We start from the raw sequence: 24,790 nt of genomic DNA, 5'->3' as shown, positions 1-24,790 counted from the left end.
CGTGCAAGCCAGCGCCGCGTCACCGCGCGGTACTAAAGTGCCACCCAAAAAGAAGCCCGGTGGAAACCGGGCTTCAATGATCATATTCCTGGAAAGGAAGTAAAACTTACATGCCTTGCGGGACGTATGTGTACTTGCCGTCCGCGCCCTTCTTCCATTCGTACATGATGTAGCCAGGAATTTTCGGGTCGCCCTTTTCATCGAACGAGATGTCACCGAGAACGGTCGGGAACGGACCCTTTTCCTTCATCGCCGTGGCGACGGCTTCAGGATCGAGCGAACCGGCAGCCTTGGCAGCACCGGCGATCGCCTGCATCGCCGCGTAGGAATAAAGCGTGTAGGCTTCAGGGTTGAATCCGGCAGCCTTGAACTTTTCGACGAGTTCCTTGTTGGCCGGGTTCAGCGTCGGATCGGGGCCGAAGGTGTTCAGCGTACCGGCAACGGCGTCGCCAGCGATCGATGCCAGCTCGTTCGAAACGATACCATCGCCCGAAACCAGCGTTGCCTTCAGGCCCTGGTCAGCGGCCTGACGGATGATGAGACCGGCTTCGGTGTGCAGACCGCCCCAATAGATGATGGAGACGCCGGCTTCCTTCATCTTGGCGATGAGGGCCGAGAAGTCCTTGTCGCCGACGTTGATGCCTTCGTACATGGCTTCCGTGACACCAGCGGCATTCATGGCCTTCTTGGTTTCGTCGGCAAGGCCCTGACCGTAAGGGGTCTTGTCATGAACGACAGCGATCTTGGCGTCCTTGAAGTGGTCGGCAAGATACTTGCCGGCAATGGCGCCCTGCTGGTCGTCACGGCCGCAGGTGCGGAACGTGTTCCAGAGACCGCGCTCGGTGAACTTCGGGTTCGTCGCGGCCGGGGTGATTTCGAGAATGCCGTTTTCGGCGTAGACTTCCGAAGCCGGGATGGAAACGCCCGAGTTGAAGTGGCCGATGACGAACTTGACGCCGTCAGCAACGAATTTGTTGGCGACCGAAATGCCCTGCTTCGGATCGGAGACGTCGTCGCCGAGCTCGATCTTGATCTGCTCGCCATTGATGCCGCCGGCGGCGTTGATGTCAGCAGCCGCCTGCTCGGCACCCTTCTGAAGCTGAGCGCCGAAAGCGGCGTTCGGGCCGGTCAGCGGACCAGCGACAGCGATGAGGACGTCGGCCCAGGCGTTGCCGCTGAAGGCGACCATCGCCGTCAGAGCCACTGCCGACAGAAGAGACTTCTTCATATTGTTACTCCCAATTTTTGGGCGGGTTCCGGTCCAAGGCCAGGCGCATTACCCACCATTGACTGCGCCAGGAAAGCTGTTCCACTCTGAAGGCAATTCATGCCTAGTTTCAACGGGCTGTCAATGTTTGTCTTTCCACGAGAACGCGGAAGTTTTTTCGTACAGCCAGTAATAGTTGTTGACCATCTGATTGGTGCGGCGAAAGCGGAAGCCGGCAGTCGAGAAGACCAGCAGCGTCACGAAATCGATGCCATAGTAGAGGGCGCTGAGCATCGGCCCATTGAACAGGGCATGGTGCAGAAACTGCATCGCCCAGGCAAGGAGGAAAGTGTAGACAACGGCGAGCGGATAATTGTTCCAGCCGTCCGCAACCGCCTTGCCGGCTCGCCAGGCCGTCCAGAAGCCGATCAGCACGACGAGGGCACGAATGACAACCCGGACGCCATCGTCGGTTTCGAAGAAAAGTCCCTGCATGTTAAACTCTCCCTTCGACTAATGTCTTCCGCCTTCGAGATAGGCGGCGCGGACTTCAGGATTGGCGAGCAGCTCCTTGCCGGAGCCGCTCATCGTCACCTTGCCGTTCACCATCACGTAACCGCGGTGCGAAAGTCTCAGCGCAGCGAATGCATTCTGCTCGACGAGGAATACCGTGAGGCCTTCCTGTTCATTGAGCTTTCGGATCGCCTCGAAAATGCCCTTGACGATCAGCGGCGCGAGGCCGAGCGAAGGTTCATCGAGAAGCAAGAGCTTCGGGCGCGCCATCAGTGCGCGGCCGATCGACAGCATCTGCTGCTCGCCGCCCGAAAGCGTGCCGCCACGCTGGGCGTGGCGTTCCTTGAGACGCGGGAAGAGCGTGAAAATCTTCTCGACGTCCTCGGCGAAATGCTTGAGATTGTCGAGCCCCGCACCCATCTGGAGGTTTTCCATAACCGTCATGCGCGGGAAGATGCGGCGCCCTTCCGGCGACTGCGCGATGCGTAGCCGTGCGATTTCGTGCGTGGGCATACGCGTGATCTCGCGGCCCTCGAAGACTATCGAGCCGGTGCGAGCCTGCGGGCTGCCGCAAATCGTCATCATCAGCGTCGATTTGCCGGCGCCATTGGCGCCGATCAGGCTGACGATCTCGCCCTTGTTGACCTGGACATCGATGCCGGCCAGCGCACGGATATTGCCATAATAGGTTTCGACGCCCTTCACCTGAAGGAGCGGTTGACCCGTCATTACTGCATCGCCCATCAGTTTGCGCCTCCTTCGAGCTGCTCGACGGTTGCGATCACCTCTTCCACTTCTTCATCCTCGACGCCGAGATAGGCCGCGATGACCTTCGGATCGTGCTTCACATGATCCGGCGTGCCATCGGAAATCTTCTGGCCATATTCGAGGACGACGACGTGATCGGAGATTTCCATAACGACCGACATGTCATGCTCGATAAGAAGAATGGAGGTTCCGGTTTCGGCGCGGATGTTCTGCAAGAGCGAATTTAGCGTTGCCGATTCCCGCGGGTTGAGGCCTGCAGCCGGTTCGTCGAGGCAAAGCAGCTCCGGGCCGGTGCACATGGCGCGCGCGATCTCCAGGCGCCGTTGGGCGCCATAGGGCAAGTCGCCGGCCGGATCGTCGGCGCGATCGATCAGATCGGCCTTCTCAAGCCAGTGCCGCGCCAGCTCGATCGCAGCCGTCGCCTCCCGCCGATAGGGACCGATGCCGATCAGACCGAGGATCGTATACCCCGAAGCCTGCATCAGCTTGTTGTGCTGGGCGACCAGGAGGTTTTCGAGAACGGTCAGGCCGGAGAACAGCCGGATGTTCTGGAAGGTGCGTGCCACCTTGGCTTCCCGCGTGATGCGAAAGTCCGGCAGACGCTCCAGAAGATATTGCTTACCGCTCTTCTGATTGAGGGTGATCATGCCCATCGTCGGCTTATAGAAGCCGGTGATGCAGTTGAAGACGGTGGTCTTGCCGGCGCCGTTCGGCCCGATCAGCGCGGTGATATCGCCGCGCTTGGCTTCGAAGGAGAAGTCGTTGATGGCCATCAGGCCGCCGAACTTCATCGACAGGTGTTCGACCTTGAGCAGCGTATCGCTCGATATCGTGTTGGTAACGGGGCTCATCAACCATGGCCCTCCTTAGTAAAGCTTCCGGATATTGCCTTGCGCTCCTTGAGGAAGGCGGTCGGTTCACGTGAGCCGACGAAACCGCGCGGCTTGAACAGCATGACGACGACCATGGCGAGCCCGAAGAGCAGCATGCGGTAGAGTTCCGGCGTGAAGTCAGGTCCGAAGACTGCCTTCAGGAAGTCCATTTCGCGCAGAGCCTCGGTGCCGCCGACCATGACGATCGCGGCGACCGCGATGCCGGTCAGCGAGCCCATGCCGCCAAGAACGACAATGGCAAGAACGACAGCCGATTCTAGGAAGATGAAGGATTCCGGCGAGACGAAGCCCTGGCGCGCCGCGAAGAACGAGCCTGCGAACCCCCCGAACATTGCACCCGTTGCGAATGCCGTGAGCTTGGTGGTTACCGTGTTGATGCCCAGCGAACGGCAGGCGATTTCGTCTTCGCGGAGCGCTTCCCAGGCGCGCCCGATCGGCATGCGCCGCAGCCGGATGGTGACGTAAGCCGTCAGCATGCAGAGCATCAGAATGAGATAGAAGAGGAATATCTTATAGTAGGCGGAAGACATCGGCAGGTGGAAGAGCTTGGCGAAGCCGCCCGCCGTCGCATCGAAGGGGATCCCGAACAGCGTCGCCTTCGGAATGCTCGATATGCCGAACGTCCCCTTCGTCACATCAGTCCAGTTGATAAGGACGAGACGGATGATTTCACCGAAGGCAAGCGTCACGATCGCAAGGTAGTCCCCGCGCAGGCGCAGGACCGGGAAACCGAGAATGACGCCCCAGAGTGCCGCCAGAATGCCGGAAAGCGGCAGCAGCACCCAAAAAGACAGCCCGAAATAGCTCGACAGCAATGCGTAAGAATAGGCGCCGACCGCATAGAAGGCGACATAGCCGAGATCTAGCAGCCCGGCGAGGCCGACGACGATATTCAGCCCCCAGGCCAGCATTACATAGATCAGAATCTGGATGCCGAAGTTATCGACCCATTTAAGCGAGCCCTGGGCGCCGACGAGCGCCACGATCACTACCGGATACAGCACCAGCGCGATCAGCGCGATCTTCAGGAAATGCCGGTGGAAGAAGTTCTTGTCTGTCGAGATATCGAGGTCGCCTTCCCGCGCCTTGCGGAGCTTGCGGCGATCGATGTTCGGCTTGATGAAAACGACCATGGCGAAACGGCCGATCGCGGCTACGGCGACGAAGATTGCAAGCAACCCCCAACGCTGGACGATGATCAGCTCGTTGTTGATGTTCTGGTCGGTCTTCAGACCGACATAGAGAACAAACATGCCGAGAGACAGGACGGCGGCGAAAAGGGCTTCGGTAAGGCCTTTGCGGACAAGTCCGGCATCGGGCTTGCCTGCAGAATTCTCGATGTGTGCCATGACGTTATACCTTCTCGACTTCCGGCCGTCCGAGGATACCCGTCGGCTTGAAGATCAGCACGAAAGCAAGGATAGCGAAGGTCGCCACGTCCTTGTACGCGATGGTGAAATAGGCCGACCACAGCGACTCGATGAGGCCGATCATCAATCCGCCGAGAACGGCGCCGGGCAGCGACCCGATGCCGCCGAGAACGGCTGCGGTAAATGCTTTCACACCAGGCGTGAATCCGTCGGCAAACGAAGCGACGCCATAATACATCAGATACATCGTGCCGGCGACGGCAGCCAGTGCCGCACCCATGACGAAGGTGATCGAGATCGTCTGGTCGACATTGACACCGAGCAGCGCCGCCATCTTGCGGTCCTGTTCAGTGGCGCGCTGGGCGCGGCCGAGCGCGGTGTGGTTGACGATATACCAGAAGACCGTCAGCAGCACCGCCGTGATGATGATGATGATGATCTGTTTCAGCGATACCGAGATGTTGCCGAACTGGTAGACCGAACTGACCATCGGCGGGATCGGCTTATTGCGCGGGCCCTGCGTCACCTGGATGAAGTTGGACAGCACGATTGACATGCCGATCGCCGTGATCAGTGGCGCCAGGCGGAACGAACCGCGCAACGGACGGTATGCGACACGCTCGATCGTCCAATTCCACAAACTCGTCATCAGCATCGCGACGACAAGCATCGCCAGCAGCAAGATTGCCACCGGGAGACCTGCGAAGATGGATGTGAGGACGAGGAAGACGATAAGAGCAGCGAAACCACCGAGCATGAAGATGTCGCCATGGGCGAAATTGATCATGCCGATAATGCCATAAACCATCGTATAGCCAATAGCCACAAGGCCATAGATGGATCCGAGCGTCAGCCCGTTGAAGAGCTGCTGGACGAAATACTCCATATGTCGTTTTCCCCTGGATGCGAGCGAAAATGCTGCATCTCTTTTTGGTTCTGCGTTCGCCCGTTTCAGGCAACCTCATGAGCCGCATGCATACCGGTTTCGTTGAAAATGTGAAGACAAAAAGGATTTACTCAGCCAGATTCTTGCTGAAACAGGCTGACATGGCGCATTTTGGATCAAAATCCACAGAAAAACAGCAGAGTCCGGCATATTTTTAGCCAGAAACGACCACTGAATTAACCCTGCCGACACATCGCCGCTGATTCCTCCGCCGGCGTGTCGCGTAAGCTATTCCACCGGATTGGAAGATGGCGCAAATTCAGACCCGAAGGCAGCCGCTTTCGCGAATGCCATTTCACAAACGAATGCCCGCCATCTTCCTCTGACAAGAGTGGGAACTCATGGTAGCATCTTGGACGGATGAGTGGGGATGCGGACACGACGGGAAACACCATATAAATAACTGGCAAGTATATGGTTGTGACAGGGATGGTTTGCGGACGAGCGACAGTGGGGTGCTCGCCCGCGTGGCAAACGGCAAAAGGACAATGCTGAGGACATTTGAAAAGGCGGCGCTCGAAGCCGGTAAGGCCATCATCACGGTCTTGCGGGAAGGCTTTCCTGTCGCCATGAAAGCGGACGCGAGTCCGGTCACGGTCGCCGACGAGCAGGCCGAGCGCATCATCCTCGCCCATCTCGCCAGAGACTATCCGGAGATACCGGTCGTCGCGGAAGAATCGGTCGCCGCCGGCCAGGTGCCCGACATCAGCGGTCGCAGCTTCTTCCTGGTCGACCCTCTCGACGGCACGCGCGAATTTGTCGACGGAAGACAGGAATTCACCGTCAACATCGCCTATATCGAGGATGGCGCCCCGGTCGCCGGCATCGTCTATGCACCCGCGCTCGGGCTCGCCTTCTCGGGGGAACGCGGCCATGCAGAAAGGCTCGTCGTCACCGAGGACTTCACCGTCGGCGCACGCACCGCAATTACCGTGCGCGAGCAGCCGGACGACCGGCTCGCACTTGCAAGCCTTCGCCACAACAGCCCGGAGACAAGAACCTTCCTCACCGATCACGCGATCTCCAAATGCACCAATATCGGCTCCTCGCTGAAATTTTGCCTACTGGCGGAGGGCAAAGCCGACGTCTATCCGCGCTTCACCCGCACAATGGAATGGGACACCGCGGCCGGCGACGCGGTGCTGCGCGCCGCCGGGGGCTCGACAGTGACGCTCGACGGAGCGCCGCTGACTTACGGGAAGACGGGAACGGCGGCGGATTTCGATTTCGCCAATCCGAATTTCATCTCCTGGGGCGGCAGGAAACGCGCTCTCGAACCGGCGTGACCATCCGCGGGAATTCCCGGAATATCGTGATATGCTGTGCCGCACATTAAGATGTGCTGTTGCCGCGGTATGCCTCGGCGCGGAGCGCCTGGCGAGACCCTACTCTTAATGGTCCGAATATCATCCTGCCGCGGTTGAACCGCACAGCAGGCGGCCGCCGAGAACCCGGAGTTGGTTGCTACGGTCGAATCCGGGTCGCGTGATTCTGAGCCGGGGGAGTCGGCCTCACCGCCTTCACAGGTTTTAACCCCTGCCGATTCGGCCTTGATTTTGTCATATTCCGACACAGTTTTGAGAACGGTCGAACATATCCGGCCAAAAAATTCACGGCGGAATTCGTTAAAAATGCCGCCTGCCAACCGTCGGTCGCGTGTCGAAACAGCACGCGGGCCGCCCCCTGGAAGCCCTCGCCAAAGCCCTAGAAAGCTTGACGAAATTTCAATTCTTAACGAAATATCATGAGCTTGCCTCAATTTAACGCAAGTGCGAAAGATTTATTGCGATGCGATATTTCTCTGGACACAATTACACAATTGTCGCATTTTTCCGTTTTAGTAGGGTTACCAACACCTGAGTGCAGCCCTGGTGACAGGGTAAACCATTGATCGCCTATTGCCGCCGCGCCCCTCGAAGACAACAGAGTACGATCCTTGAGCATCACGGAACTAAACAACACGATTTCGACTGATTCCTTCCGCCCGAGCCGCCGCCAGCAGCCGAGCCTGAAGATCCAGACCCCGGTCATCCACAGCGATGCCTCCCAGGCGCCGTGGGTTGATCTCGTCCTGAAGCGGGCGTTCGACATTGTTTCGTCGTTGAGCGCCCTCCTCGTCCTCGCTCCTTTCCTTCTCCTGGTCGCCCTGCTGATCAAGCTCGACAGTCCGGGACCGGTTCTCTTCAAGCAGACCCGCTGGGGTAAGAACTGCAAGGCCATCAAGGTCTACAAGTTCCGCTCCATGCGCACCGATCTCTGCGATGTCTCGGGCGTTGCCCAGACGGTGAAGAACGACCCGCGCATCACCCGCATCGGCGCCATTCTGCGCCGCACCAATATCGACGAGCTGCCGCAGCTGTTGAACGTGCTGCTGGGCGATATGTCGGTTGTCGGACCTCGCTGCCATGCAATCGGCATGCGCGCCGGCGGCATGCTCTATGAAGAGCTCGTGCCGGAATACCATCAGCGCCACTCGATGCGCCCCGGCATGACCGGTCTCGCTCAGATGCGTGGCCTGCGCGGCCCGACCGACCGTCCGGCCAAGGCGCGCGCCCGCATTGCCTGCGATCTTTATTATGTCGGAAATTTCTCGATTTGGATGGATATGCGCATCATTGTCGGGACCGTCATTTCCGAATTGACCGGCGGAAAAGGCTTCTAAAGCGCGTCACGGTCTTTCAGGTTCGCCTGGCCCGCGCTTTAGCTCTTTGCTTTTTACGCATGTCGTTATCGCTTAACCGCGCACAGTTTATGCGCGACATGCTCCACGCTTGTTTTGAGAAAGCGCCGGCTGCCTCGGAGCAGCCGGCACAGCAATGTTATGGCAAGCGCCCGCGCGCGGTTGATCGAATCGCGCTTGCGCCTCTTGCGCTTTAAATAGCGACCCTGTGCGACGATAGAGCGAGATCGATCGTGATCTCACTCCTGCCGGCGACCCGCGCGGGCACACGATTTCGCACCGGGTGAACCATTCGACCGGCAATCTTCTGCGTTGCTGTTGTGCGATAGCTACCGCCGGCATCGGCACTGCGCGAAAAAGCAAAATGTTTTATTTCAGGTCAGCGTCGGGCAACGCAGAGGCGAAGCTATCTTCCGCTTACCCACCGGAAAGAGCCGTGTCAGTGCGGTGATTTCCCGATTGGCCGCACCGCCCGCAAACTGATCCCCCGTCACAGAAGATCGGCGGAACCTGCGCTTCATCGTTGCCACCAGTCTGCTGCGGGAAAACAGGTTGGCGGCTTCCGAACGAAGGGGCTTTGCGGCCAGACTGCTGATCCGACCGCCCATTCACCGGCCACCCCGGGGCACCTAAAGTTGTTATCAAAGTCTTACGATGGGCTTAGGCAATTTTTAAATGTGGCAGGCTAGAGTGACGCTCGTGGTCTTGAGTTGTGTAGAGAGTCCAATGACCGAAATGATACGTCCCCGAGTAAAATATGTCATCGGCCCCGATGGCAGTCCCCTGACCATCGCGGACCTTCCACCGCCCAATACGCGGCGCTGGGTGATCCGCCGCAAGGCAGAGGTTGTCGCGGCTGTTCGCGGTGGCCTGTTGAGCTTGGAAGAGGCCTGCGAGCGTTACACGCTCACGGTCGAAGAGTTCCTTTCCTGGCAGTCGTCGATCAACAGCCATGGCCTCGCCGGCCTGCGCACCACGCGCATCCAGCAATACCGCCACTGATCCCACGCCATCATCAATAATTATTTCGGGCCGGACGCATCTCCCATCAGGGAATGAAGAAGGCCCGAAATCATTGACGAGGCGGCGTAGCACCAGAGGCCGGGCTGCGTGAAGGCATCCGCCAACCCCGTTGTCTTCGCCGCAGCAATGACGATCGCGACCAGCAGCACGTCCATCATTGACCACTTGGACAGATGCGGCACGACGCGACGATAAAACAGGCTCCCGGCACCGCCGCCGGCAGCCGTCGCTTCCGCGGCAATCCCGATCAACTTCAGAAACGGCAGCACGATCGAAACCAGCGCGACGATCGCCGCCAGCAGCCCATCTCCGCCCTGCCAGAGCGAGACAACGATTTCGATGAGCGACGGGGTCTGATCGAAGAAATACAGCGTCTCGAAACGGATCAGCGGCAAGATGAGGCCGAGCGCCAGGAGGAAGGGCGCTGCTACGAGGAGAGCGGGGCGGATGATCGAAAGCGCGCTCATTGCCGCGAACCTTGCGCCGATCCGACATTTTTCATGAACACTGCGTCTCCCCCAGGAAGTGTTTCATCGGCTTGGCACGTCCGCGCCGCCGTGTCACCGTTGGCTCCGATAGATTTCTGTGCACGAGGAAAGACGATGGACATTCGAAATGAGGAAAGCGCCTCCGGCGGTCGTTATGCCGCCGACGTCGAGGGGCACGAGGCGGAGATGACCTTTTCACGCACATCGCCGAAACTTGTCATCATCGACCATACCGCCGTTCCCGATGCGCTGCGAGGCAAAGGTGTCGGCCAGGCGTTGGCGCTCCACGCGGTCGAGGCGGCACGGGCCGGTGGCTGGAAAATCATCCCGCTATGCCCCTTCTTCAAGGCGCAGGCGCAACGCCACCCGGAATGGAAGGATGTCGTGAATTGAACCCGGCCCGAAAGTGCGGCTGATCTGGGACGATCGGCAATCGTCAAAAAGCGAACACCAAAAGCCATGTATGACGGACGGCGTGCCCATCATACATGGCTTCTCTGAGGTGATTCCGAAGGCGCCGAAGCCGGCGCCCGCATTTTCTCTCAGGCCCTGGCGCGGGCACCGCTGTCACGTTCTTCCAGCGCCGTCGCCCTTGCATATTCCGCCTGCATCTCCTCAAGCGCCATTTCCAGCGCCTCTTCCTGCATCTTCAGTTCCTTGATCGAAACCTGCAGGTTGTCGGCCCGCTGACGCGCGGCCTTGGCGAAGGTCGGATAAGCAAAGTGATTCGGGTCTGATATACCGGACTTCTTTTCCTCGACGACGATCTGGCTCTCCAGATCCTTCGTCATCCGTTCGAATTCGGACATCATCATCTGCAACTGCTGCAATTGACGTCGTTTTTCGTTCACCTGAAACTCTTTCAGGCGAACGAGACTTTCTCGCGACTTCATACGCATTACTCCCGTGATGCGAGACCCCGGCTCAACTTGAAACCGCCCTGCGCGCCGCTTTGACACGGTTTGCTAAAAAATTTCCTGCGATATTAACAAAAACCTACCGCTGGTAACCTTTCGTTTACGGGCATCGTTAATGATAGGCCCGATGATTTAAGGGTCGGTAAATGCCGCGGCATGAACTTCGAACCTTTTCATTGGCGAGTCGGATGAATCACTTAGCGCTGTTTCCTAATGTAAACATTGAGGAACGCCTTTTTGAGATTCCTATTGGAAAACAGAGAAATGGAAAAATTATTTAATAAATTCGATACTCCTTGCCAGAGTGAATTAGAATTTGTTAACCATTTCGTGGCAGCTTCCAAATCACGTAGCTTGTTCGGGTAGCGTGTAGGGGGCCAGACCACCTTTCGGCGGCGGTAAAGGGGATAATTATGCGGGTACTTCTCATCGAGGACGACAGCGCTACGGCGCAGAGCATCGAGTTGATGCTCAAATCTGAGAGTTTTAATGTTTATACCACCGATCTCGGTGAAGAAGGCGTCGATCTGGGCAAGCTGTATGATTACGATATCATCCTGCTCGATCTGAACCTGCCCGACATGTCCGGATATGAAGTGCTTCGCACTCTCCGGCTGTCGAAGGTCAAGACACCGATCCTCATTCTGTCGGGCATGGCCGGCATTGAAGACAAGGTTCGCGGCCTCGGCTTCGGTGCCGACGACTACATGACCAAGCCGTTCCACAAGGACGAGCTCGTCGCCCGCATCCACGCTATCGTTCGCCGCTCCAAGGGTCACGCACAGTCGGTCATCATGACCGGCGAGCTCATCGTCAACCTCGACGCCAAGACCGTCGAAGTCGGCGGCCAGCGCGTCCACCTGACGGGCAAGGAATACCAGATGCTGGAGCTGCTTTCGCTCCGCAAGGGCACCACGCTCACCAAGGAAATGTTCCTGAACCACCTTTATGGCGGCATGGACGAGCCGGAACTGAAGATCATCGACGTCTTTATCTGCAAGCTGCGCAAGAAGCTCGCCAATGCCGCCGGCGGCGCCAACTACATCGAGACCGTCTGGGGCCGTGGTTATGTTCTTCGCGAGCCTGATGGCACCGAATATGCGGAAACCGCTTGATCTTCCGATCCCCCTTATCGGATGACGAAATCCCGCCCTTCCGGCGGGATTTTTCGTTTTGTAGGCAATAAGGAACGGGCAGCCCCAGGCCGGATCGGCCGGGTTCGTTTAATCTCAGCTAAGGAAATGCAGGCGTAGCGCTGGTCGAAAGCACAAGCGCTGTCCTAGCCCCACGCCGCGGGAACCACCGATATCGGGTACGCCGTCAGGCGGCGATTGCGCGATTTCCGAAAACGGCGGTCAGGATCTTGCGGTCGAACGGCTTCAGCAGGAAATCGGTAGCACCGGCTCGTTTACCCGCCATCAGCTTCTTTAGGTCGGCCTCGATGACGCAGTAATAGATCTTGACCTCCTTGCCGCCGTCCATGGCGCGGATGGCCGCGATGAGCTCAAGCGCACCTTCCATGCCGGAGTCGACGATCAGATATTCCGGCAGCTCTGTCTGGCAGTGCTGCAGCGCCTCGGCGGCATTGGAGGCCTCGCTGACGAGAAAGTCGAGTTCGGAGAGAATGCGCTTGCCGACCTTGCGGACGATGTCCGAATTATCGGTGATCATGAACCTTTGCATGGCCGCTCCTTTTCCCCGCATTCGTCGCAGCGAGGGGTCTCTTACAACCTAAGAGAATAGGTCCATCAGGCTAAAGAATCGTTACCAGACGGGCGCAGACGCCCCTCCGCGCAGCGAAATCAGACCGCAGCAACTACCGCCGTGAACACCAGTTCATCCGGGCTTGCGCTGTGATCCAGCGTCATTCCGCACTCTTCGGCCAGAAGCACCGCGTAATAGGGCTGGATCGAATGGGCGTCGATCGCCTCTTCGATCGTGCCGGTCGATATCTCGACGAATTTCGGGGGCAACCGCATCAGCTTGCCTTTCGCCGTGAGCTTGAACTTGGCGTCGAATTCGGGATTTTCGAGCGTCACCTCGAGCACGCCGCCGCGTGGTATAGCCGAATAGGCGACGAGGAAGAGGTTGAGCAGCAGCTTGACGCGATTCTTGGCGACGATGGCGCGCGGTCCGTTCCAGATCACCTCGGTCTTCTTCTCGGCGAGCGCAAAATCCTTGGCGGCCCGCTCGGCCTCGCCGGTATCGATTGAGGCGCCGACTGAACCCGACGCGCCGAAGGCGAGGCGCGCGAATTTCAGGCGGACGGAAGCGTTGAGCGCACTGGTGCGGATCAGATCCATCGCATCGGAGTCAGCGCCGCCTTCGTCCAGAAGCTCCAGGCCGTTATTGATCGCGCCGACGGGCGAGATGACATCGTGGCAAACGCGGCTGCAGAGAAGCGCGGCCAGATCCGGGCCGGACAGGGTGAGGTTCGGGTTCTTGGACATCATCGTCTCCTGAAGGGCGGCAATCTCATCGCGCCCATAAATATGCTTCATCAAAATTGCGCGAAGTTTGCGATCGTTCTCGGTGCCATAATGACACCATATTTGGTAAACCGATTGTTAAGATCATCGGCGCAAAATGCAGCAATCGACGCGAGCGGGTGCCCGCTCCAGCCAAACGACGAACGGATGACACCATGCGCCCTCGATTTCCGCACCGATTCATTGGCTTCTGCAGGTTGCTTTCGGCCCTCGTCTTCTCCTCGTTGATGATTGCCCGCCCGGCCGCTGCCCAGGACAACGGTCAGTATACGATGCAGGAAATCGTCGATGCCGGTCACTCCTTCTTCGGCTCGGCCAGCGGAGGCCTTGCCAAGGTGGTCGAGAGCGCCTTCCAGAAATACGGCCTGCCGAATGGTTACATTCTCGGACAGGAAGGCGGCGGCGCCTTCATCGCCGGCCTCACCTACGGCGAAGGCCAGCTGAACACCAAAAATGCGGGCGCACATCCGCTCTACTGGCAAGGGCCGTCCCTCGGCATCGATTACGGCGGCCAAGGCTCGCGCGTCATGATGCTGGTCTACGACCTGCCCTCCATCGACGGCATCTATGCCCGTTTCGGCGGCGTCAGCGGCTCGGCCTATGTGATCGCCGGCTTCGGCATGACGGTGCTGAAGAACAACGACGTGTTGGTTGTTCCGATCCGCACCGGCGTCGGCGCCCGCCTCGGCGTCAATGTCGGGTATCTCAAGATCACCCAGGCGCCGACCTGGAACCCGTTCTGAAGCCGCAGGGCCGCTGGAAATTGCCGCCGTTCGCATCGGCGGCCTTGCCCGCGGGTGCCATGCGTGCTTAATCATCACGGCTGACCCCGTATTAACTTTTCGAATCGATGGCCGCGCCGTGATCGAATACGCTCTCTTGTTCGGCTTGGGCTTCCTGACCGCGGCCTTCCTCGTCTTTCTGGTCTCGCCGGCCGTTCACCGCCGCATTGTCTGGTATACCGAGAACCGTCTCAAGGCGACGATGCCGCTGAGCCCGCAGGAAGTTCGCGCCCAGAAGGATATGGTGCGCGCACTCCATGCCGCTGAAAACGCCCGCACCACCCAGGACCTCCTGCGTGAGCGCGAGAAATCCTTGTCGCTCCAGCTGCGGCACGATGCGCTGGCCGTCGATGCCGGCCGGCTCGCCGCCGAGATCGGCGAATTGCAGGCTCAGATTGGCGAGATGCATGTCGAGGCGGCCGAACAGCGCTCGCGTCTGCGCAAGGATGAGAACTATATAAGCCAGTTGAAGACCAACCTGCATATTGCCGAACAATCCGCTGCCAACAAGGAGAGCGAATTAACGACAATGCGCACCCGGCTGAGCAAGCTCAGCGAACAGGCCGACGGGCTGAGGATCGACCTGGCCGCGCGTGAGACCGAGGCGGAAAGCCTGAAATTCCGCGCCAACGCGCTGCGCGACGAACGCGACACGTTGCGCCAGGACGTCACGCTGCTGCAGAAGCGCGCCAGGGATGCCGAACAGAAACTGACGCAGCAGCAGCATATGCTGATCCGACTGGAGGATAAGGCTGCACGTGAAAGCGCTTCCGCCGCCGAGAAGGAAACCCTCCTCGGCCGCCGCCAGCAGGAGATCGCCAAATTGAAGGAGCAGCTAAAAGCCGCCAATGCCGAGATCCGCAAGATCAACCGGGTGCTGCGCGACGCCGGCCTGGTCAATATGACGGCGGAACTGCCGGCGGAATTGACGGCCGAAGACGCAGGCGAATCCGCAATCGACACTGCCGCCATCACGGCGGAGATCGGCGAAGATGTACGCATGCGCAGCGCCGCCCTTGCCGAGCGCCTGCAGAAGGCAAAGGCCGTGACTGGACGCGATGGCGCGATCCGAGAGGAGATCGCCTCGATCGCCGCCAACATGGTGGCCCTGACCGCGCTCAACGAAGGCCCTTCTTCGCCGATCCGCTCGTTGCTGCCGGATACTGGCAACAAAAACCCGAACGATCGCGTCAGCCTGGCCGACAGGGCGGCCGCCATCATCGCCCATCCGCTGCGCTAGCACAGCGTGCTAGGCGTGTCTTTATGAACCCGTAGCACACACCCGCTCCAGGCGTCAGATCCGTCCTATCGCGGAAGCCATGGAAAACAGTGCGATCCCTGTCGCAGTCGCCGCGTTGAGGCTATCGAGCTCGTCCGCTTGCGGGATCCGCGCGCTCTGAAAGCGCGCCAGCAGCGTCTCCGGCAAGCCCTCCCCCTCCGTGCCGACGACAAGCGCCATGCGCGCCGCAGCCGGAATGGCGCGGATATCAGTCTTGCCATGGGGCGAAAGCGTCCAGATGGCAAAACCCCGTTCGGCAAGCGCCAGGAGAAGATCCAGCGCCTTGCCACCGCGCCGGTGCGGAACGCTCAACACCGAACCGACCGACACACGCAGCGCTTTCCGATAAAGCGGATCGCAGCAAGTTTCGTCGAGCAGCACCGCATCCGCCCGGAAGGCGGCGGCGTTGCGGAACATCGAGCCGGCATTGTCGTGATTGGAAATGCCGCAGCCGACCAGCACCAGCGCCCGTTCCGGCAATGCGTCGAAAAGCGCTGCCTCGCCACGGTCGTCCCGCCTGCCGAGTGCAAGAACGCCGCGATGCAGATGAAAGCCGACGACACTGTCGAGCACATCAGCCTTGGCGACATAAACCGGCACACCGGCCGGAAAGCGCTCCAGGATGGGCTGCACGCCGTCGACGCGATTGCGCAGCAGCAGGATTTTTTCGGCTGAGAAGCCGCCGCCTGCCGCATGCGCCTCGGCGAGCATGCGCAGCACGACGGTGCCCTCGGCGATGAAGCGGTTCTCCCGGCCGGTCAGGTCACGCTCTCTGATGTCGCGAAATTCAGAGATGCGCGGATCGTCCGCGCTGTCGATGACGATCGGGTCGGCGGCCATCTGGCCTCACTTCCCCGCGACGGTGACGTCGGCGATGGTGCGGCCGGTCTTGAGGTCGAACACCAGCGCCTTGTTACTGCCCTCGACCGTTTCGCCATAGAACAGGATCTGCCCCGCCGAAAACGAGGTGGACTGCACCTTGAACCCGAGCGGCAGCGAAAGGGTCGCCGCAAGCGGCGCATCCGAAGGTACCTCGGAGGCTGCGGCAGTGGACGCCGTCGCCTTGGGCTCCCGCATCGTCTTATAGACAACCGCGCCGAAGACCGCCATAAGGCTCACGAACATGATGGCGCCGGAAACGATCTGCAGGCGGACCATCTTGCGCCGGACACTTTCCATTGCCGGATCAAGGGGCTTCTCTTCCTGGTCGTCTGGCTCGATTGCTGTCATCTGTGCGTCCCGTTCTAAAAATGCGTCGGAGAAGAAGCGTCTTGAGCGACCCCTTTAAACAAGCAGCCGGCATTAGAAAAGTCCTGACCGCCGATGAAACCGCCGAAGGCAGGCTCGACGCCTGGCTGACGGCGCAGGTCGGCGAGGATTTTTCCCGCAGCCGCATCAAGGCGCTGATCAAGGACGGCTGGGTTTCTCTGCGGGGCGAGCAGATTACCGATCCGCAGCGCAAGGTGCGTGTAGGCGACAGTTTCGAGATCACCTTGCCCGAGCCGGAAGACCCGACTCCGCAGGGTGAGGATATCCCGCTAGATATCCTGCACGAGGACGACGACCTCATCGTCATATCGAAGCCGGCTAGCCTGGTCGTCCATCCCGGCCCCGGCAACTGGACAGGAACGCTGGTCAACGCGCTTATCCATCATTGCGGCGATACGCTTTCCGGTATCGGCGGCGTGCGTCGCCCCGGCATCGTCCATCGCCTCGACAAGGACACGACAGGCGTCATGGTTGTCGCCAAGAACGACATCTCCCATCGCCACCTCTCGCTTCAATTTGCCGACCACGGCCGCACCATGCCGCTGGAGCGGGCTTATCAGGCGGTCGTCTGGGGGCGCCCTCGCACGCTGTCCGGCACGGTCGACGCGCCTCTTGGCCGTGCCACCGGCGACCGCACCCGCCGCGCCGTGAAGCGCCCCGACAGTCAGGACGCCGATCACGCAATTACGCACTATCAGGTGATCGAGCGCTTTCATGAGAACCCTGATGCGACGGCGCTCGCATCGCTGGTCGAGTGCCACCTCGAAACCGGCCGCACCCATCAGATACGCGTGCACATGGCCCATATCGGTCACCCGCTGCTCGGCGACATGGTTTACGGGGCCGGTTTCAGGACCAAGGCAAATCTGCTGCCCGAAGAGATCCGAAAGGTGGTCAAGGGGTTCGACCGCCAGGCGCTGCACGCCTTCATGCTGCAATTCGAGCATCCCCGCACCGGCGAACTCATGCATTTCGAGGTTCCGCTGCCGAACGATATGGTGGAACTGGTCGAGGCTCTGCGGCGATAAAGGCGGCTCCGGGATGCCGCCCTCCCCGCCTCACACCTGCGTGAGCGGTCCCTTGAACCGCCGTTTCGCCATACTTATCTGTATATAGACTTAGTGCGGGCTTGGGTAGAAAGCCGCACGTCCCGGTTTGCCTTTTCGACGCGGGGACGCGTTTCCATCGGGAGCCGGAATTCACTTCAGGAGGGTGCACTATGGCCCGAAATACCTTGCCGTCCATTACCGCCGGCGAAGCCGGCCTCAATCGTTATCTCGACGAAATCCGCAAATTTCCCATGCTGGAGCCGCAGCAGGAATATATGCTAGCCAAACGTTATGCCGAGCATGGCGACCGCGACGCCGCCCACAAGCTCGTCACCAGCCATCTCCGCCTGGTCGCGAAGATCGCGATGGGTTATCGCGGCTACGGCTTGCCGATCGGCGAAGTTGTCTCTGAAGGCAATGTCGGCCTGATGCAGGCGGTCAAGAAATTCGACCCCGAGCGCGGTTTCCGCCTCGCCACCTACGCCATGTGGTGGATCAAGGCCTCGATCCAGGAATATATCCTGCGCTCGTGGTCGCTGGTGAAGATGGGCACGACCGCAAACCAGAAGCGCTTGTTCTTCAACCTGCGCCGCCTGAAGGGTCGCATCCAGGCGATCGATGACGGTGACTTGAAGCCGGAGCATGTATCGGAAATTGCCACCAAGCTGAACGTCTCGGAGGAGGAGGTCATCTCGATGAACCGCCGCCTCTCCGGCGACGCTTCACTGAACGCGCCGATCAAGGCGGCCGAAGGCGACAGCGGTCAATGGCAGGATTGGCTGGTGGACGACCACGACAGCCAGGAAGATGTGCTGATCGAACAGGACGAACTCGAGACCCGCCGGCGTATGCTGGCGAAGGCGATGAGCGTGCTGAATGAACGCGAGCGCCGCATCTTCGAGGCCCGTCGCCTCGCCGAGGAACCGGTGACCCTGGAAGACCTGTCGGCTGAATTCGACATCAGCCGCGAACGCGTCCGCCAGATCGAAGTCCGCGCCTTTGAAAAGGTGCAGGATGCCGTCCGCAAGGAGGCCCTTGAGCGCGCCAAGGCAATTCGCGTCGTCGAAGCCACGGCCTGATCGGCTGAACTTGAGAATTAGAACGCCACCTCCCTCATACGGGGAGGTGGCGTTTTTGGTGGCGGGCGATGCCGGCAGGAGGACGTTGAAGGCGCGCCGTGCAGCAGGACGCCGCCTATTCCCTTCTCCCCAGCGGGGAGAAGGTGCCGGCAGGCGGATGAGGGGGCCGGTGGCACAACGCACCGAGAGCCCACTCACTGGCTCGTCGAAACATCCCCGAGCGCGGTCCATTCCTTGATGGCGGTATTGAAGGCCTCCATTCCTGAATTGCCCTTCTCCATCGTCAGCAGCGCGCGGCGGCCGTTGCGGTAGGTGATCGGGATATCGATCCAGCTGCGGCTCGACATGAGCTCGAGGTTGGCCTTACGCGCATCGGGATAATCGTTGAGCGCGATCATATGGAAATCGTCGGTGATCTTGGCCGGCACCGCGATCAGCGCGTCGCCGCGATCCTGCTCCGTGCGCTTCATCGAAATGCGCTGGACGCTTTCGATGCTGCCGCCTTCGAAATTCGGCGGCACCGAGAAGACGATCTCGACAAGGTGGCTTGCCGGCAGCGACGGATCGGAATTGCGCTTGAAGGTGACGAGAGCCGATAGATTGCGCTCGGGAACGGTGACGTTGCCCTGCACCGTCGCCTCCTGCCGGCCGCCCTGGCCAGCCTCGTGCTGTACGCTCCAGACGACCGATCCTTCGATCGCCGTCGGCGAGCTCTGGCCGATGCGCTCCTCATAGAGGAACATTTTCTGCGACGAGCCAACCGGCGCGGTCTGCTGCGGCGATGCTGCAGGGCCGTTGGGAGTCAGCGTTTCGGGCGGTGCCGTACCGCCTTGCGCGCCGGCAGCCGGCGTATCCGCTGCCGCGACGTTCTGCTCGGCTACCGATTTTCCCTCGGCGGTCGGCGTTCCCGGCACCGTCGCCGGGCCACTGTCGACTTCGGTCCCGTCGGAAAGCAGGCGCTGCGTAAATTTGGAATTCGCGGCCGCACCATCATTGTTCAATGATGCCACTTGCTGGTTCGGCTGTGCCGGTGCCGCTGGCGTATTCTGCGCTTCCGGCGTGGCGGGTTGGGCTGGCGTCGGCGTCGGCTGGGCCGGAGTTTCGGACTCCGCCGTCGTCGTTGCCGGCTCGTTCCTGGTAGCCTGCGACGGCGCCGAGCTAACAAGCCCATCGACCATCGCCACCAGCGCCTCTCTGTTCATCCAGCCGGCATAGGCGCCGCCACCGATCAGGATGAGCGCGAAGAGGAGAGTGAGCACCGTGCCGATGCCGAAGCGGCGGCGCTTCGGCTCCATGCGGAAATTCTTGCCCTGCAGCTTGGAGGCGACGATCTGATCGATATCCATCGCCGGATTGGCGTCGTCATCGTCAATGGCTATCGGGCCGCGCCGGTCATAGCCACGCAGCGCCTTCGCTTCACGCCAACCCTCGCTCGGCGCGCCAGCGGCGGGTGTGGGCTTGCCGTCGTGCACTTCCGCGAAGATATCGACATCGTCGAAATGCGAGGAAACCGGCGTCTTCTTGTCGGTGCCCGCCTCGATCGGCGGCAGATCGTCGAACGCGGCCTTCTCCCAGGAGAAAGCTTCCTTGGCGGCCGGCATGACAGCGGCGGGCGCCATTTTCTCCAGGCTCGATATTACGTCGTCGAAGGCGCGCGCCGAAGCGTCGGCGGTGATCGGCGCCGTTTCCGAATATTGCCGGAGCTCCTCTTCGGCCCACTCGGTCTCGGCATCCTTGGGCGCCGGAGCTGGTGTTTCGGCGGCAGGCTCGGTCCAGACGGGATCGAAATGGGCCGCGGCATCTGCCTGCAGCGGCTCCTCCCGGCTGTGTTCGACGAATTCCTGCGCGCGATCGAAATCAGCGACCGGCTCCACCAGCCGATTGGAGGCATGCTCTATTCCGCGTGGGATCGGCTGAAACGACTCGATGGGCTCGTAAGCCGTATCGGCCTCCGGCTCATGGCTCTCAGTCGCAGGTTCGGCCGCGACCTTCTCGGCTTCGACGGAATGCTGCTCGTCGGCATACTGTTCGACGGCCTCCTCGTCGGGATGGCTGGCAGACGGCGCTTCGAAATCGTGATGTTCCGGCAGCACTTCTTCGGCAGCGACGTCACGCGCCTCGCCGGCATGCCATTCTTCGGCCGGCGCCTCCTCCTCATGCGAGGGATGCCAGTGAGACTCGACGGGTTCAGCTGTCTCGGCGGAAACCGGTGTTTCCGAGGGCTCGAATTCCGCTGGCTCGGGCTCCTCGGCCGCGACATCTTCCTGGGTTTCCTGTCGTGCGTCGGCTACCCTGTGGTCGGGCTCGTCGACGATTTCGGCCGCCGGCGATTCAGCATCGGCTTCATCGATCGGCGCGTCTGCAGCCGCCTGCGGCACAGGCGCTGGTTCGCTTTCGCCGGGAACCACCTGCTCTTCCAAGATTTCCGGCACAGCGCCAGCCGCCTCGTCGAGCGGCAGCGCTTCGGAGTGTTCTGCCTCCACTTCGCGGATGGCGGCCTCGAGCTTTTCGAGCTGGCGTTGCAGCATGGCTTCCGGCGGACGCGGCTTCATGTTCTCGAGCTGCCGCTGCACCGCGCCGCGAGCACGTTCGTAGACTTTCACCCGCATCTCGGGGGTATTTTCAGCCAGGCCGTCAACGGCCCGCCGAATAACTGCAATAAAATCCGCCATTCGTACTTTCTCAAGAAGTCCGGCTTCTGCCGAACTGTCCTCCACAGTGGCCCGTGACCTTAATCCTCAAACGGATCGGTCACAAGTATCGTGTCGTCCCGCTCCGGACTGGTGGAAAGGAGCGCGACCGGCGCCCCGATCAGTTCTTCGACCTGGCGAACATATTTGATCGCCTGCGCCGGAAGATCCGCCCAACTGCGGGCGCCGACGGTCGATTCCTTCCATCCCTCCAGCGTGATGTAGATCGGTTCGACTCTAGCTTGCGCTCCCTGGCTTGCGGGAAGATGATCAATCTGTTCACCGTCGAGCATATAACCGACGCAGATCTTCAATTCCTCGAGACCGTCGAGCACATCGAGCTTCGTAAGTGCGATGCCGGTAATGCCGTTGGTTGCGACCGACTGGCGCACCAGTGCGGCGTCGAACCAGCCGCAGCGACGCTTACGCCCGGTTACGGTCCCGAACTCATGGCCTTTTTCGCCGAGGAACTGGCCGATCTCGTTGGTGAGCTCCGTCGGAAACGGACCTTCGCCGACGCGCGTCGTATAGGCCTTAGTAATGCCGAGGATGTAGCCGAGCGAACCCGGTCCCATGCCAGAACCGGCGGCCGCCTGACCGGCCACTGTGTTCGACGAGGTCACGAAGGGATAGGTGCCGTGGTCAATGTCGAGCAGGCTGCCCTGCGCGCCTTCGAAGAGGATGCGGGAGCCCTTTCGGCGCTCCTTGTCAAGGAAAAGCCAGACCGTATCGCGGAAGGGCAGAACCCGGTCGGCGATGGAGGTGAGTTCCTCCATGATCGCCTGGTGACTGACCTCGGCGACGCCGAGGCCGCGGCGAAGCGCATTGTGATGCGTCAGGATACGGTCGACCTTGCCGGAAAGACTGTCGAGATCGGCCAGATCCATGACCCGGATGGCGCGGCGGCCGACCTTGTCTTCATAGGCCGGGCCGATGCCGCGACGCGTCGTGCCGATCTTGGTGCCGCTGTTCGATGCCGCATCCTCGCGCATCGCGTCGAGCTCGCGGTGCAGGGAAAGAATGAGCGTCGCATTGTCTGCGATGCGCAGATTATCGGGCGTAACCGTCACGCCCTGCGCCTCCAGCCGGCCGATCTCGGCGATCAGCGCATGCGGATCGACGACGACGCCGTTGCCGATGACGGCCATCTTGCCCGGGCGCACGACGCCGGACGGCAAGAGCGAGAGCTTGTAGCTCGTGCCGTCGATGACGAGCGTATGGCCGGCATTGTGTCCGCCCTGATAGCGCACAACGATATCCGCACGCTCCGAAAGCCAGTCGACAATCTTGCCCTTGCCTTCGTCACCCCATTGCGAACCGACCACGACTACGTTCGTCATCCAACTCTTCCTGTTACCGGCGCAGAACCGCGCACCTGCTCAAACCCGCGCATCTATAAAGCTTTGTTTTTTGGAAAGCGACCCTGTTGTCGCAGCAGATTGGGCTTTTTACGTGACAAATCAGCCGCCGCCAGGCTATTGCCGGTTACAAAACGCCGCCCGGCGACCGCAAAAAGACGGGAAGAACGCTCTTGCAAGCCACGGCCTATATCTGTCTCGTCATCGCCACCCTTTGCTGGGGCGGCAATTCCGTCGCCGGCAAGCTCGCGGTCGGCCACATCAGCCCGATGATGCTGACCTTCCTGCGCTGGTTCATCGCCGTGACGCTGATCGCCCTGATCTCGGTGCCGCAACTCAAAAAGGATTGGCCGGTGGTCAGGAAGAACCTGCCGCTGCTGCTCTTCTACGGCGTCGTCGGCTACACCACCTTCAACGCCATGCTTTATTCAGCCCTGCAATATACGACGGCGATCAATGTCGCCATCGAGCAGGCCGGCATTCCGATGCTGATCTTCCTGTTGAATTTCATGTTCTTCCGCACCGGAATCTCGCTGGCGCAATGTCTGGGCTTCGGTATGACGCTGATCGGCGTCGCTCTGACCGCCGCCCACGGCGACCTGAAGACGCTCTTGCAATTGAGCCTCAACCGCGGCGACGGGCTGATGCTGATCGCCATCGCAGCCTATTCGGTTTACACGATCTTCCTGCGCTGGAAGCCACCGCTCGACTGGCGCACGCTGATGGCATTCCCCGCGCTCGGCGCCATGCTGACCTCAGTGCCGCTGCTGCTATGGGAAGCAGGCCGCGGCGCCGCGCAATGGCCGGATCAGGCCGGTTGGGTCATCACTTTCTACACTGCGACCTTCCCCTCGCTGCTGGCGCAGATTCTTTATATCAAGGGAGTCGAGGCGATCGGCGCCAACCGGGCCGGCCTTTTCATCAATCTGGTGCCGGTGTTCGGAACCCTGCTCTCCGTTGCTCTGATCGGCGAAAGGCTGCAGTCCTTCCACGTCATCGCGCTGGCACTGACGTTGGGCGGTATCGCAATCGCCGAAAAAGGCCGGCCGAAAACTTCGGCTCCGACGGTCCCCGCCTCACCCATGGATTAGGGCTTAACCAAGCTCCAGCGTCGTCACTCCGAAGACGTGCTTCATCGGGATGGCCGGGGCCGGTCCGCGATACATGCGCACCGTCTCGAACGCCGGTTGAAGCCCGAGGCCTTCCGCAAGCGCGATTGCCTCACGATGCTCGGCGGGAATGTCGATGAAGACCGGAGCCCCCTTTGCCTCTGGAATCAATTCGGCAAGCAGTGCCGCGGCGCTGTCTGCGTCGTTGGCAAAGAGCGGGCCGATCTTATAGCCCTCGTAGCAGCGGCGGATCGTCCCGTAACCGCGGATCTTATGGTTCTTGCGCACCACTGCGGTGCGGCGCCCCTTGCGGCCCGTGCACCAGGCGGCAAGGAAGGCTTCCCGCGGCTGCGGAAAGACCGCCGAATCATAACGCAGCAGCCCTTCCAGGCGCGAATCCAGCACCGGCTGCGCGACGAGGGGGGAAGCCGGCAGGGTGGTGGGAACGCCGCCATAGCGAAGGGTGGTATAAGCGGGTTCGAAGCCGGCCCTGCGGTAGTTCTCTTGCTGAGCGGCAACACCATCGAGACCGATCGTCCGGCCCTCCGCCGTCGCGATCGCCGCTTCCCAGATCGCCTTGCCGTAACCCTTGCCGCGAAAATCGGGGTGGACGATGTAGAGGCCGAGAAAGGCGAAGCTGTCGCCATATTTGACGACCGAGATCGAGCCGACAGGGACTTCACCGATCGCGCCGACGAAAAACCCCGACGGATCGGCTTCGAGAAATGCAAGCGAATCGTCGAGGCCGGGATTCCACCCCTCCTGACGCGCCCATTCGAGCACGAGCTCCAATTCGCCGGGCCGCATCGAACGAACGGCAAATTCCGAATTCATGCGACCTTCCCAGATTGAATGTCCTGCAAGTCCATCCCGCCAACAGC

25 protein-coding genes are annotated in these 24,790 nt (G+C 60.6%); 10 read left to right on the top strand and 15 right to left on the bottom strand.

Going from position 1 to position 24,790, the window contains the following annotated elements:
* Positions 1-106 precede the first annotated feature (106 nt).
* The 6 genes from GA0061105_RS22380 to GA0061105_RS22355 all read right to left on the bottom strand — a co-directional run bounded on the left by GA0061105_RS22380 (position 107) and on the right by GA0061105_RS22355 (position 5,637).
* Positions 107-1,228 carry a branched-chain amino acid ABC transporter substrate-binding protein gene (locus tag GA0061105_RS22380; RefSeq protein WP_064695501.1) on the bottom strand — a complete coding sequence of 374 codons (1,122 nt, stop codon included), beginning with the start codon at positions 1,226-1,228 and terminating at the stop codon, positions 107-109.
* Between the two features lie 120 nt (positions 1,229-1,348).
* Entirely contained in the window at positions 1,349-1,702 is a 354-nt protein-coding gene (locus GA0061105_RS22375; protein WP_064695502.1) for a DUF6867 family protein, read from the bottom strand.
* 18 nt (positions 1,703-1,720) lie between these two features.
* Positions 1,721-2,464 (bottom strand): ABC transporter ATP-binding protein, encoded by a 744-nt coding sequence (locus GA0061105_RS22370; protein ID WP_208601687.1) that lies wholly within the window; start codon positions 2,462-2,464, stop codon positions 1,721-1,723.
* Positions 2,464-3,339, bottom strand: coding sequence for an ABC transporter ATP-binding protein (locus GA0061105_RS22365; protein WP_092752914.1), 876 nt, complete (start codon positions 3,337-3,339; stop codon positions 2,464-2,466). The genes GA0061105_RS22370 and GA0061105_RS22365 overlap by 1 nt, the downstream gene beginning before the upstream one ends.
* A complete protein-coding gene (gene livM, locus GA0061105_RS22360; protein ID WP_092752912.1) occupies positions 3,339-4,730 on the bottom strand; it encodes a high-affinity branched-chain amino acid ABC transporter permease LivM in 1,392 nt (463 codons plus the stop codon). Before livM ends, GA0061105_RS22365 begins: the two co-directional genes overlap by 1 nt.
* Positions 4,731-4,734: 4 nt before the next feature.
* Positions 4,735-5,637: a branched-chain amino acid ABC transporter permease gene (locus GA0061105_RS22355; protein ID WP_064695505.1), complete on the bottom strand. Its 903-nt coding sequence runs from the start codon at positions 5,635-5,637 to the stop codon at positions 4,735-4,737.
* A 548-nt stretch (positions 5,638-6,185) separates the two neighbouring features.
* On the opposite strand from GA0061105_RS22355, the gene cysQ reads away from it, so the two are divergent.
* The 3 genes from cysQ to sciP all read left to right on the top strand — a co-directional run bounded on the left by cysQ (position 6,186) and on the right by sciP (position 9,379).
* Positions 6,186-6,983: a 3'(2'),5'-bisphosphate nucleotidase CysQ gene (cysQ, locus tag GA0061105_RS22345; protein WP_092752910.1), complete on the top strand. Its 798-nt coding sequence runs from the start codon at positions 6,186-6,188 to the stop codon at positions 6,981-6,983.
* Positions 6,984-7,633: 650 nt separating this feature from the next.
* A complete protein-coding gene (locus GA0061105_RS22340; protein ID WP_064695507.1) occupies positions 7,634-8,359 on the top strand; it encodes a sugar transferase in 726 nt (241 codons plus the stop codon).
* 744 nt (positions 8,360-9,103) lie between these two features.
* Complete coding sequence (sciP, locus tag GA0061105_RS22335) at positions 9,104-9,379, top strand: CtrA inhibitor SciP (RefSeq protein ID WP_007533628.1); 276 nt, start codon at positions 9,104-9,106, stop codon at positions 9,377-9,379.
* A gap of 20 nt (positions 9,380-9,399) precedes the next feature.
* On the opposite strand, the gene GA0061105_RS22330 is transcribed toward sciP, so the two are convergent.
* Positions 9,400-9,867 (bottom strand): paraquat-inducible protein A, encoded by a 468-nt coding sequence (locus GA0061105_RS22330; RefSeq protein WP_064695508.1) that lies wholly within the window; start codon positions 9,865-9,867, stop codon positions 9,400-9,402.
* 135 nt (positions 9,868-10,002) lie between these two features.
* Here GA0061105_RS22330 and GA0061105_RS22325 point away from each other — a divergent pair, with 135 nt between their 5' ends.
* Entirely contained in the window at positions 10,003-10,281 is a 279-nt protein-coding gene (locus GA0061105_RS22325; RefSeq protein ID WP_064695509.1) for a GNAT family N-acetyltransferase, read from the top strand.
* A 149-nt stretch (positions 10,282-10,430) separates the two neighbouring features.
* Here GA0061105_RS22325 and GA0061105_RS22320 read toward each other — a convergent pair whose 3' ends face one another.
* Positions 10,431-10,781: a hypothetical protein gene (locus GA0061105_RS22320; RefSeq protein ID WP_064695510.1), complete on the bottom strand. Its 351-nt coding sequence runs from the start codon at positions 10,779-10,781 to the stop codon at positions 10,431-10,433.
* A gap of 437 nt (positions 10,782-11,218) precedes the next feature.
* On the opposite strand from GA0061105_RS22320, the gene ctrA reads away from it, so the two are divergent.
* Positions 11,219-11,920: a response regulator transcription factor CtrA gene (ctrA, locus tag GA0061105_RS22315; protein ID WP_007533606.1), complete on the top strand. Its 702-nt coding sequence runs from the start codon at positions 11,219-11,221 to the stop codon at positions 11,918-11,920.
* Positions 11,921-12,125: 205 nt separating this feature from the next.
* Here the strand turns inward: ctrA and GA0061105_RS22310 are convergent, their stop codons facing one another.
* Positions 12,126-12,488 carry a response regulator gene (locus GA0061105_RS22310; RefSeq protein WP_064695511.1) on the bottom strand — a complete coding sequence of 121 codons (363 nt, stop codon included), beginning with the start codon at positions 12,486-12,488 and terminating at the stop codon, positions 12,126-12,128.
* A 119-nt stretch (positions 12,489-12,607) separates the two neighbouring features.
* Positions 12,608-13,255: a histidine phosphotransferase ChpT gene (gene chpT / locus GA0061105_RS22305; RefSeq protein WP_064695535.1), complete on the bottom strand. Its 648-nt coding sequence runs from the start codon at positions 13,253-13,255 to the stop codon at positions 12,608-12,610.
* Positions 13,256-13,449: 194 nt separating this feature from the next.
* Here chpT and GA0061105_RS22300 point away from each other — a divergent pair, with 194 nt between their 5' ends.
* Entirely contained in the window at positions 13,450-14,037 is a 588-nt protein-coding gene (locus GA0061105_RS22300; RefSeq protein ID WP_092752908.1) for a DUF1134 domain-containing protein, read from the top strand.
* A 118-nt stretch (positions 14,038-14,155) separates the two neighbouring features.
* A complete protein-coding gene (locus tag GA0061105_RS22295) occupies positions 14,156-15,316 on the top strand; it encodes a coiled-coil domain-containing protein (RefSeq protein ID WP_092752906.1) in 1,161 nt (386 codons plus the stop codon).
* 54 nt (positions 15,317-15,370) lie between these two features.
* Here GA0061105_RS22295 and GA0061105_RS22290 read toward each other — a convergent pair whose 3' ends face one another.
* Together GA0061105_RS22290 and GA0061105_RS22285 are read right to left on the bottom strand one after the other, a co-directional pair.
* Positions 15,371-16,195 (bottom strand): TrmH family RNA methyltransferase, encoded by an 825-nt coding sequence (locus GA0061105_RS22290; protein ID WP_092752904.1) that lies wholly within the window; start codon positions 16,193-16,195, stop codon positions 15,371-15,373.
* Positions 16,196-16,201: 6 nt separating this feature from the next.
* Positions 16,202-16,585: a hypothetical protein gene (locus GA0061105_RS22285; RefSeq protein WP_092752902.1), complete on the bottom strand. Its 384-nt coding sequence runs from the start codon at positions 16,583-16,585 to the stop codon at positions 16,202-16,204.
* Between the two features lie 41 nt (positions 16,586-16,626).
* Here GA0061105_RS22285 and GA0061105_RS22280 point away from each other — a divergent pair, with 41 nt between their 5' ends.
* Complete coding sequence (locus tag GA0061105_RS22280) at positions 16,627-17,652, top strand: RluA family pseudouridine synthase (RefSeq protein ID WP_092752900.1); 1,026 nt, start codon at positions 16,627-16,629, stop codon at positions 17,650-17,652.
* 191 nt (positions 17,653-17,843) lie between these two features.
* Entirely contained in the window at positions 17,844-18,752 is a 909-nt protein-coding gene (gene rpoH / locus GA0061105_RS22275; RefSeq protein ID WP_064695517.1) for an RNA polymerase sigma factor RpoH, read from the top strand.
* Between the two features lie 194 nt (positions 18,753-18,946).
* Here the strand turns inward: rpoH and GA0061105_RS22270 are convergent, their stop codons facing one another.
* Complete coding sequence (locus tag GA0061105_RS22270) at positions 18,947-21,424, bottom strand: hypothetical protein (protein WP_092752898.1); 2,478 nt, start codon at positions 21,422-21,424, stop codon at positions 18,947-18,949.
* A 59-nt stretch (positions 21,425-21,483) separates the two neighbouring features.
* Positions 21,484-22,782 carry an adenylosuccinate synthase gene (locus tag GA0061105_RS22265; RefSeq protein WP_092752896.1) on the bottom strand — a complete coding sequence of 433 codons (1,299 nt, stop codon included), beginning with the start codon at positions 22,780-22,782 and terminating at the stop codon, positions 21,484-21,486.
* Positions 22,783-22,973: 191 nt separating this feature from the next.
* On the opposite strand from GA0061105_RS22265, the gene GA0061105_RS22260 reads away from it, so the two are divergent.
* A complete protein-coding gene (locus tag GA0061105_RS22260; protein ID WP_092752894.1) occupies positions 22,974-23,891 on the top strand; it encodes a DMT family transporter in 918 nt (305 codons plus the stop codon).
* Positions 23,892-23,894: 3 nt separating this feature from the next.
* On the opposite strand, the gene GA0061105_RS22255 is transcribed toward GA0061105_RS22260, so the two are convergent.
* Positions 23,895-24,743: a GNAT family N-acetyltransferase gene (locus tag GA0061105_RS22255; RefSeq protein WP_092752892.1), complete on the bottom strand. Its 849-nt coding sequence runs from the start codon at positions 24,741-24,743 to the stop codon at positions 23,895-23,897.
* Positions 24,744-24,790: the final 47 nt, after the last annotated feature.

It is taken from the genome of Rhizobium aethiopicum (assembly GCF_900094625.1).
Classification (GTDB): Bacteria; Pseudomonadota; Alphaproteobacteria; order Rhizobiales; family Rhizobiaceae; genus Rhizobium; species Rhizobium aethiopicum.
Note: the sequence above shows the minus strand (reverse complement) of the source record. Positions and strands in the feature narration are given on the sequence as shown.